Genomic DNA, 9507 nt, shown 5'->3' with positions numbered 1-9507 from the left:
ATCTATCTTAAAAAACTCATCTATATCATCTAGGCTAAATTTATGAAGTAAATTCTCTTTTATCTTTAAGCACTCACTAGGTGACAAGCTCCTAATGATAGGCATTTCAAAATCATACTCTTTGTAGAAATTTTCTAGTTTTATCTGATCCATGTTGTGAGGTTTTGGCTAAATCAAATTTAGCCAAAAATTTATTTTAAAAGCTCTTTTGCGTATTTTAGGCCTAGCTCGTAAGCTTTTGCATTTGCTTCTTTGACCTTAGCTGGTACGCTTGCTAACATCTCTTCACGCACTAAATTTTCATCCATACATTTACTCATCGCCACAGCCACACCAAGAGCCACGACGCTTTGAGTGATGACATTTCCAACTTCATATTTTGCGATAGTAATGATTGGAATTTCATAAATTTTAAAGTTTATCCTATCCTCATCGCTCGGTGCTACTAAATTCGGCTCGATTACGATCACGCCGCCTTTTTTCACGCCGTTTTTGAAAGCATCGTAGCTACTCTGCGCCGTTGCGAGCATGAAATCGATCTCGCCCTCACTCGCGTAAGGATATAGAATTTCTTCATCGCTTAAGATAATATCCACTTTCGTAGGTCCGCCACGTACCTGAGAGGTATACGTAGATGCCTTGATTCCATAGCCACCGCGCGCTATCTTTGCCGCAGCTAGAATTTCGCCTGCTAAGATTACGCCTTGACCGCCTACTCCCACAAATCTTAATTGATTCATCTTAGTCCTTCAAAATTTATCGCTTCGCCGCTTTGTGCCGCGTCTATCACCTTTTGATACGCCTTTGTGTATTCGGTGTGCTCATTATCTTCATGTAAAACTCCAAGCGGAAATAGCCCCGCTCGCTCATCCTCGCTAAGAGCGTCAAATTTAGCCTTGGAAATCGTGCGCGAATCAAGCCACTTTAGCATTTGTACTGCCTCGCTCATTTTATTTTTACGACCCAAATTTACGTGGCAATTGCTAAAAATATCAAAAAAACTATAACCCTCGTGCTCAAAGCCCTTGGCTAGAAGTCGCTCGATTTTTTCGGGATTTGTCACGCTCTCGCGTCCGACAAAAGTTGCTCCGGCAGCGATCGCAAGTTTCGCCGCATCAAAGCTGGGATCGACATTGCCGTATTGTGCCGTAACCGTCCAAAACCCGCGCGGTGTCGTAGGACTCGTCTGCGAGTTTGTAAGCCCGTAGATGAAATTGTTTACTAAGATATGATTTAGATCGATATTGCGGCGGCATCCATGGATCGTGTGATTGCCCCCTATCGCAAGCCCATCGCCATCGCCAGTGACTACGATTACGTGCTTACCTGGATTTGCGAGCTTGATACCCGTAGCATAAGCTATCGCACGTCCGTGCGTCGTATGGACGGTATTGCAGTCTATGTAACTAGACATCCTACCGCTACAGCCGATACCGCTTACCACGCACACATCGTCCATGCTCCAGCCTACGCGGTCAATCGCGCGGATGATCGCTTTTAAGATCACTCCGTCGCCGCAGCCCCAGCACCAAAGCGTAGGCATCTTGTCCGTTCTTAGATATTTGTCGTAATCAAACGCCATTTAAAGCTCCTTTACTTTCTCGATAATCTCGCTAGGGCTGATCGGTCTGCCGTTTGCCTTAAGAAGCGTCTTAAAATCATCCCTCAAGCAAGCGCGCTGCACCTCTAGCAGATACTGCCCTAAATTTAGCTCGGCGATTAAAATTTTATTAAATCTCTCCCCTAGCTCCCTTAGCTTGCGCGCAGGGCTTGGCCACAGCGTGATCGGGCGGAAAAGCCCCACACGCACGCCTTGCCCCCGTAGCTTTAAAATCGCGTCTTTTGCGGCTAGACTAACGCTGCCATAGGCGATGATGCAAGCATCAGCGTCATCTAGCATAAATTCCTCATATTGCACGATCTCCTCTTCATGCGCCGAAATTTTATTAAAAAGCCTTTTTATAGAGCGATCCACGATCTGCTCGTTTTCGGTCGGAAAGCCCTTCGCGCCGTGATGCAGCCCCGTTATGTGATAGTGATATCCCCTAAAAAATGGATTTAGCACCGCAGGCTTATCGGGTGCAGCGTCGTAGGGCTCATAATCTTTCGGACTACCTTTAAATTCCGCCCTGCGTTCGATTTTTAGATCCGAAATTTCAGGGAGCATCGCCTTAGCCTGCATATGCCCAAGCGTCTCATCAAGTAGCAAAAATACCGGCGTCATAAACCGCTCGGCTAGATTGAAGGCGCGCACGGTTTGCGTATAAGCCTCCTTTAGTGAGCCAGGGCACAGTGCGATGCTTTGAAAATCGCCGTGAGTGGGGTTACGAGCTTGCAAAATATCGCCCTGCGCCACTCGCGTAGGAAGCCCGGTGCTAGGACCTCCGCGCATAACATTTACGATTAAAAGCGGAATTTCAGCGATGAAGCCAAGTCCAATCTGCTCTGATTTTAGCGAAATTCCAGGGCCGGAGCTTGCCGTCATCGCCTTTGCACCGCTCATCGACGCGCCTAAAGCTACAGAAATGCCCGAAATTTCATCCTCCATCTGGATAAATTTACCTCCGACCTTAGGTAGCAAGCGACTCATCTCGTGCGCGATCTCGCTGCTCGGCGTGATCGGGTAGCCGCCGAAAAAATTACAGCCGCAATCAATCGCTGCGCGCGCAATTAAGGCGTTGCCTGTGGAAATTACCTCTCTCATTATGCGTCCTTGGGTTTCATAAAATTATTGTTTTTGATCTTTTCAGCCATCTCTCTAGCCTGCGAGCTTAGACGAGCGAATTTAAAGCCTTTGGGCGCAACGAAAATCGCAAAATCAGGGCAGTGTAACTCGCACTCCCTACAGCCGATACAGGCGCCCTCATCCACCACGTCGATCATCATGCCCTGCACGGCGCCCTCGTCCTGTCTCATCGCGATCGCGCCGCTAGGACAGACGCTTACGCAGATGTTGCACGCCTTACAGCGGCTCTCATCCGTCCAGATGGCGCGCTGGCTCTCATTTTCGCTCATATTTTCTCCTTAATTTATCAAAATCCGCACTAAATCCCGCTTTGCGATTTAAAATTTGAAATTTTGCGGCGCAAGCCTGCTTTGATCGCATTAAAGTCCTCTCGTTTTTAAATTTTGCAGAGTTTAAATTTTAAAATTTTGTAGCGTTTAAAAATTTTACGTCACGCAAAATGCTGCGCCAAAGTAAAATTTTAATCTATGAAATTTCACAGCGGGCAAAATTGCGCAAATTTTAAAATTCCGCAGCGAATGAAATTTTACGCTACACAATTCCGCGAGCTTAAATTTCTTGCCAAAGTGAAATTTGATGCTGCAAATTCTATCACAAGAATTCTGCGCTTTAAAATTTTAGCTCTGCAAATTCTGCGTCGCGCCGAATTCGCTCCATATCCACTAAAACTTCAGCCCCGCTATCCGCTCACGCATCCGTTCAAGCTGCGCGTAAAACTCGCCCAAATAGGCGAAATTTCTCTCTATCGCGCCCATTTTACCGACGCTTACGAAGCGCCCCAAAGGCACTCCGGATCTATCCGCGACGCAGCAGGCGAGCGTGCCGCAGGTATCAAAAAGTATGTATTTTATGATCTTTACGATCCCAGCAGCGGGCGCCAAATACGCCGACGTACCCAGCAGCTCGCCGATCTGCGCGCCGGCGCGTTTAGTGTTTTGCACCGCGCGACCAAAAATTTCATCAGAAATTTCAAATCCCAGCTCATTTTTAAGCGCGATCATCTCTTCGCTATGCGGGCCCACGATCGCGCTTCTCATCGATGAAATCTCCTTGCCGCTCGCTCGCGCGAGTTCAAATTTAAGCCGCGCGCCGTCTAGCTCGCCCGCCATGCCGATGACGCGCTCTTTTGCAAACCCGCTGGCCTGCAGCGCCGCATAGACCATCATATCAAGCGGATTGGTAACGACGACGATAATGGAGCTAGGCGCGTATTTTGCGGCATCTCGCGCGCATTGTGCGACGATGGCGGCGTTGCTGCCAAACAGCTCCTCCCTGCTCTGCCCCGCCTTTCTTGCACGCCCTGCGGTGATCACGACGATGCCTGCCTCCGCTATATCGCTAGGCTCCGTGCTGCCGCTTACGCGCAGGTCGCGCTCATAAACCGCCGCCGTATGGGCTAGATCTAAAGCCTTGCCGCTCGCGATCCGCTCTACCGCATCCACAAGCGCGATGCTATCTATCTTTTGGCTCAAAGAATCGCTTACGATAAGATCGTTCGCTACCGCTGCGCCGATGTTTCCGGCGCCGAATATCGCTATTTTCATTGTTATCTCCCAAATATCGGCCCGCATTTTTATAACTGCGGGGGTTAAATTTTAAAATTTAAAGACGAAATCTCGTTTTTTAAATTTAATTCCGAAACGGCCTTAAATTTTACCTCTGCGCCTTTACGTTGCGCTCGTGCTCGGCTTGCGTGCGCGCAAAATCGTGAAGCCCCGTTTTTTTATTTCGCATAAAATAGAGGTATTCGCTCTTTGCGGGCGCGAAAACGGCGCGTATCGCATCGCGAGAGACCACGCACACCGGCTCTTTGGGAAGTCCGTCGTTGAGGTAGGTATTGTAGTGGCTGGTGTCGGTACGGATGCGCTGCGGAGTGATCTTGACGTGCGAAAACTCGCCGTAATTTAGCGTGCCGTCCATCTGAAGGCGCATATTTTTGGCTAAGCGGTTGTCGATGACGGAGGCTACGAAGGGCATTTCATCTGTGTTTGCGGCCTCTTTTTGAATGACCGAGGCCTTGATCAGCACCTGCTTCCACGCCGTGGCGTTATAATCGCCGCTAAGCTCGCGCGACAAGTCTTCGTGGAATTTTTGCGCGCTTGAAACGAGATGATCGATGATATTTTTTTCGCTTTCGTTTTTGCTAATTTTGTAGGTTTCGGGCACCAGAAAACCCTCGTAAAACGGCGCCGTGGCGTTGTATTCGCGCTCAAGCTCGCTAAAGCTTAGCCCACGATCTTTCGCCAGCTGTTTTAAAAACACGATCGTAGTCTCTCCCGGGATCAGCTTAATCTCGTTCATCACGGGCTTTGCGACGCTTAGCTCATATAAAAACTGATATTTGGGCAAATTTTCGCCGCTAAGCTCCAGCTCGCCGGTTTTTGCGCCGCCGTAAAAAGAAAGCAGCCTCGCGTCGAATTTCGTAAATTTAGGATAGCTCTTTGAGAGTTCGGATAAAATTTTCGTTGAGCTACCCTGACCTATCTGCACGGTTGTCGCGTTGCCGACGCGCTCGTGTAGATCAAAGCCCACGGCCAAAAAAACGATAGCCGTAAGCTCGATACAAATGCACGCCGCTTTGATGAGCTTTATAAAGAATTTCATGCGTTCCTTTCAAAATTTAGCTGAAATTATAGGCAAATAAGCCAAAATTTTGAATAAATTTCATATTATAAGCGCAGTTTTTCGGCACGCCCGATTTGGTTTTGGGGCGGAGTTTTTCAGTGAGGCGATGATGTATAAATTTTTAGCTAGATTTTTTCTTACGCTTACTATACTTTTTATAATCTGCGCGGTAGGCCTAAAGCACGGTATTGCGATTTCGCAGCTGGACGTGGGCTTTGCAAAGCTTGAGGGGTTTTATCTCAAGCTAAATAAAGGTCTCGTGCTGCGTATCAAAAATCTTGAAATTACGCAAAATAATACACAAAATTTAGAGCAAAATTCCACCGATCTACGCACGCAAAGCGAGAAAATTTTGGAATTTAGCAAAAAAATCTCGCTCATCAACTCCTTTTTTGAAGAGATCGACGTAGACAATATGAAAATAAAAGGCGAAAGCCTAAAGCTAAAATACAAAAGCGACGTTTTTTACACAGATACGCGGTTTTTTAGGCTAAACTCGAAGATCACGCCAAGCGCAAACGGGCTGAACTTCGATCCAATCGAGCTTGAGCTAAATGATTTTAATCTCACTCTGCACGGCACGGCACGGGCAAATTTCAAAGCCGATACGTATGATTTTAACGGCACCTTCGCTTCGCACGAGATCGCGGGCGAGCTTGACGTGCACAATATCGGCTCGGAGCTAAATATAGAGATAAATCGCGCCTCGGCCTTAAGTCTGAAAAATTTTATGAATGAGCTGGGCGCGCTTACGGGGCTAAATCCTCTTGCGAACGAGTGGATCTACGGCAAGGCGGTCGCGCAAAACTACTACATCGAAAATCTACATGCCAAAGTCGATCTGAAAGATCCGCGCCCGATCGCCGAAAATGTCAGCGCCACGGCTTACGCGCAGGATCTTACGATAAAATTTCAACCGCAAATCGAAACCGTAACGGTAAAAGACGCCAACATCACGCTTAAAAACGATTTTCTAAATTTCACGCTAAATGAGCCTAAATTTAAAGGCAAAAGCCTGGAGGGAAGCAGCGTGCGTATCGGCGGACTCTTTGAAGAGAGGCCGGTCGTATATCTGGATCTGCGAACTAAAGAGAGTTTGGGCAAGGACCTTGTAGATATTTTGCAAAGCTACGGCATAAATGAGCCCGTATATCCGCTGAGCGGCGGGATCGATGCGCGCGTGCTGATAGACGTGGACGTAGAAAAGGAAAGCGCCAAGGTGGATGCGAACGTGACGCTAAAAGACGCCGATCTGATGATCTCAAAGGCAAAATTTCACTCCAAAGCCGCGCGGGTGCACATCACCGAGAAAAAAATCGACATCAAAGACGCGAATCTGCAAAATGAAATTTTTAACACCACCGCAAGCGGCAGTATCGATATCGCCACGCGCAAAGCTAAATTTAACGGCACAATCCATAGCTTCAATCTCTCCCCGAACGGCAAAGAAATTTTAAAATTTGGTGACGCGCGAGATAATATAAGCCTTGATTTTAGCGGCAAAGCGCCAGTGCTGAGCTCGCAATTTTTAGGCGCAAAGATGAGCTTCGGCGAGCGGATCGAGATCAGCTCGCCCGATATTAGCGGAATTCTGCCCTTTTCTAAGACGCTTAAAAACGCGGGCATTAGCGGCGGAGATCTTAAAATTTTAACCAGCGATTTTACAAACTTAGATATCAGCAGCAGCAATCTCATCTTTGATTTCGGTCTGCTGAACAAGGACGGAAGCCATTATAAAAACGACTCTTTCACGCTTCGGGTGCGCGGGGGCGATCTGGACGGCTCTAGCGGAAGCGGTAAAATTTCTCTTAAAATCAACAAAGGCGGCAACTTCGTCTCTTTAAAAGACGTGGACGTCGCGATCAATACGAGCGTGCAAACCAGCGAGTTTAATAGCGGTACAAAGGAGCGCTCGCCGATAAATTTCAGCGGGCAAAATTCTTCCATCGTGCTATCCGATCTTAATAAGACGCTTAAATTTACGCATTTTAACGGCGTACTGGACGGCAAAAATATGAACCTGAACGCGAATTTCAAACGCGGCGACGTGAAGTTGATCTTTAAAAAGAGCTTGCTTCAAATTTTTGCGCAAAACATCAGCGGCGAGGCGCTTAATCAATTCCTGGGCTCGCAGAGCTTCGACGGAGGAGTATTTACGCTAAAAGCAAGCGGCATCGATCCGCGCAACTATCGCGGCGAGATCAACGTGCAAAACACCTATCTGAAGGACTACATCATCTATCAAAGGCTGCTTAGTTTTATAAACTCCGTGCCGTCGCTACTTACGTTTAAGACGCCCGATTTCAACGATCGCGGCTTTAGCGTGCAGAGGGGCAAAATTTACTTTCGCCGCAGCGGCGATAAAATTTACATAAACGCGATGAACTTTACCGGCAGTAGCGCCGACATCGCCGGCAACGGCGAAGTGGATATGAAAAGCGGCGCGCTAAATATCGATCTGGAGCTTAAATACCTCAAAGACGCAAGCTCGATAATCTCAAAAATTCCGCTGCTAAATCATATCATCTTGGGCGAAAACAATACGATCTCCACGATCATCGAGATTCGCGGCACGACGAAAAAGCCCACCTACTCGACCGGCGTTGCGACCGACGTGCTAAAAACGCCGTATAATCTCATCAAAAACACACTGATGCTGCCTTTTGTGATCTTCGGCGACAGCGAGGAGAGCAAATGAAATTCCCGCTCGATTATAAGGATAGCTTTGAAAAATCGCTGCTGTTTTGGCTCGTAAAATTCGTGCGCTACAAGCTAAGCGCGCTATCGAATAAGGAGCTAAAAAACGATGCGCTGTTTCGCCGCGCAAGCCTGGCGCTAAATCACGAGGTCGCGAATATCAATGAACTCGAGCGGCTCGCAAAAGATGCGCGAAACGCAGGCCTTACCGGCATCAATACCTATTTTAACCCGCTTAAAAAATTTTACGAAGCGATAGTAGAGTACGGCCTTGAGAGTATGAAAAATATCGACGAGGAGCTTTTGAGCGAAATTTTAGCCTCGATTACGGGCGGACTGAGCGATGCGAGCAAAAAAAACTACCGCATCGCTGTGATAAATTTTTTCGGCTTTATCGACCGCCAAAAAGAGCAGGACGGCACCTCGCATAACTTCGGCATCGAGCTTAAGCACTGGGGCGGCATTAGCGGCAGCCGCGGCACGAAGCTTCCGGAGTTTATGAGCGAGGAGGAGCTGAAGCGGTTTTTGGACGCGATAAATTTAAGCGAGTTTCCCTCCTTTGCTCATCGCAACCGCCTAATCGTAAAAATCATCGTCTATACGGGCATCCGCGTGGGCGAGGCGATAAATCTCAAGCGCAAAGATATCGCGCCCGAGGGCGATCTTTTCGTCATCCGAATCCGCGGCAAGGGCAATAAATACCGCATCGTAATGATCAAGCGCCACCTGATCGAGGAGCATCTAAACGCGCTGGAGACGAACTTTGCCAACAAAGAGGGCTATCTTTTCGTCACCAAAAACGGCGCGCCGCTCACGCAAGCATACGTCAGCGGCATCGTGGAGAAAATTTTAATGAGCGCGGGCATCCGCAAGGAAAAAAACGGCGCTCACATGCTGCGCCACACCTTCGCGACGATGCTTTACAAAAAGCAAAAGGACCTCGTACTCGTCCAGGAAGCTCTCGGCCACGCGAGCCTAAATACTTCGCGCATCTATACCCACTTCGACAGCGACAAACTGCGCCTTGCGGCGAAGGTCGCGGAGGAATTCGAAGAGTAAAATTTTAAAATTTGAGATAGCGCGAGGCTTGCTTGAGGAAGATTTTTTGAATTTCGTTTTGAGACGGCTTTGAAATCGTTTTTTATGGAATTTATTTTCTAAAAAATTTGGAATTTTATTTTGAAAAATTCTGAAATTTGTTTTTCATACTCGCATAACAAAGCTATAAAATTCTACCCTGCGTACTTTAGAATTTAACTCATTAACTCGGCAAAATTTAGAATTAACGCGCGAGCCTTAGAGCTTGATCGCAAAAGAATCTAAAATTTTACTCTTTCGGAGTATAGAATAATTTACTTTGACTCAATTAAACTTAAGCGGATTCTCTCTTATCAGTTTCAACAGTTTCTGATATAGGTCTTCCTGTGTAGTTTTAGTAT

Annotated in this window: 8 protein-coding genes and 1 pseudogene; 2 read left to right on the top strand and 7 right to left on the bottom strand. The window is 47.4% G+C overall.

Annotated elements, in window-relative coordinates:
- Positions 1–191 precede the first annotated feature (191 nt).
- The 6 genes from Q0605_RS10360 to mltG form a co-directional block, all read right to left on the bottom strand.
- Positions 192–740, bottom strand: coding sequence for a 2-oxoacid:acceptor oxidoreductase family protein (locus Q0605_RS10360; RefSeq protein WP_298706803.1), 549 nt, complete (start codon positions 738–740; stop codon positions 192–194).
- Positions 737–1582 carry a 2-oxoglutarate ferredoxin oxidoreductase subunit beta gene (locus tag Q0605_RS10355; protein ID WP_297895538.1) on the bottom strand — a complete coding sequence of 282 codons (846 nt, stop codon included), beginning with the start codon at positions 1580–1582 and terminating at the stop codon, positions 737–739. The genes Q0605_RS10360 and Q0605_RS10355 overlap by 4 nt, the downstream gene beginning before the upstream one ends.
- Entirely contained in the window at positions 1583–2704 is a 1122-nt protein-coding gene (locus Q0605_RS10350) for a 2-oxoglutarate synthase subunit alpha (RefSeq protein ID WP_298706802.1), read from the bottom strand.
- On the bottom strand, positions 2704–3015 hold the full coding sequence (locus Q0605_RS10345) for a 4Fe-4S binding protein (RefSeq protein ID WP_005870517.1): 312 nt from the start codon (positions 3013–3015) through the stop codon (positions 2704–2706). Before Q0605_RS10345 ends, Q0605_RS10350 begins: the two co-directional genes overlap by 1 nt.
- 393 nt (positions 3016–3408) lie before the next feature.
- Positions 3409–4290, bottom strand: a complete 882-nt coding sequence (locus Q0605_RS10340; RefSeq protein WP_298706801.1) for a malate dehydrogenase — start codon at positions 4288–4290, stop codon at positions 3409–3411.
- Between the two features lie 109 nt (positions 4291–4399).
- Positions 4400–5350, bottom strand: a complete 951-nt coding sequence (mltG, locus tag Q0605_RS10335) for an endolytic transglycosylase MltG (RefSeq protein WP_298706799.1) — start codon at positions 5348–5350, stop codon at positions 4400–4402.
- A 130-nt stretch (positions 5351–5480) separates the two neighbouring features.
- Here mltG and Q0605_RS10330 point away from each other — a divergent pair, with 130 nt between their 5' ends.
- Both Q0605_RS10330 and Q0605_RS10325 read left to right on the top strand, forming a co-directional pair.
- Positions 5481–8069 (top strand): AsmA-like C-terminal domain-containing protein, encoded by a 2589-nt coding sequence (locus tag Q0605_RS10330; protein WP_298706797.1) that lies wholly within the window; start codon positions 5481–5483, stop codon positions 8067–8069.
- Positions 8066–9127, top strand: coding sequence for a tyrosine-type recombinase/integrase (locus Q0605_RS10325; protein WP_298706776.1), 1062 nt, complete (start codon positions 8066–8068; stop codon positions 9125–9127). The genes Q0605_RS10330 and Q0605_RS10325 overlap by 4 nt, the downstream gene beginning before the upstream one ends.
- Before the next feature lie 303 nt (positions 9128–9430).
- Here Q0605_RS10325 and Q0605_RS10320 read toward each other — a convergent pair.
- Positions 9431–9507 (bottom strand): annotated as a pseudogene (locus Q0605_RS10320) (IS1595 family transposase); the annotation flags it as partial.

This window comes from uncultured Campylobacter sp., from assembly GCF_938017705.1.
In the GTDB taxonomy this organism is placed as follows: domain Bacteria; phylum Campylobacterota; class Campylobacteria; order Campylobacterales; family Campylobacteraceae; genus Campylobacter_B.
This window is presented reverse-complemented; position numbering and strand designations above follow the sequence as displayed.

What these genes read in the sequence shown, in the direction of transcription:
- Q0605_RS10360 (WP_298706803.1), bottom strand. Translation starts at nt 740, where the DNA reads ATGAATCAATTAAGATTTGTGGGAGTAGGCGGTCAAGGCGTAATCTTA.
- Q0605_RS10355 (WP_297895538.1), bottom strand. Translation starts at nt 1,582, where the DNA reads ATGGCGTTTGATTACGACAAATATCTAAGAACGGACAAGATGCCTACG.
- Q0605_RS10350 (WP_298706802.1), bottom strand. Translation starts at nt 2,704, where the DNA reads ATGAGAGAGGTAATTTCCACAGGCAACGCCTTAATTGCGCGCGCAGCG.
- Q0605_RS10345 (WP_005870517.1), bottom strand. Translation starts at nt 3,015, where the DNA reads ATGAGCGAAAATGAGAGCCAGCGCGCCATCTGGACGGATGAGAGCCGC.
- Q0605_RS10340 (WP_298706801.1), bottom strand. Translation starts at nt 4,290, where the DNA reads ATGAAAATAGCGATATTCGGCGCCGGAAACATCGGCGCAGCGGTAGCG.
- mltG (WP_298706799.1), bottom strand. Translation starts at nt 5,350, where the DNA reads ATGAAATTCTTTATAAAGCTCATCAAAGCGGCGTGCATTTGTATCGAG.
- Q0605_RS10330 (WP_298706797.1), top strand. Translation starts at nt 5,481, where the DNA reads ATGTATAAATTTTTAGCTAGATTTTTTCTTACGCTTACTATACTTTTT.
- Q0605_RS10325 (WP_298706776.1), top strand. Translation starts at nt 8,066, where the DNA reads ATGAAATTCCCGCTCGATTATAAGGATAGCTTTGAAAAATCGCTGCTG.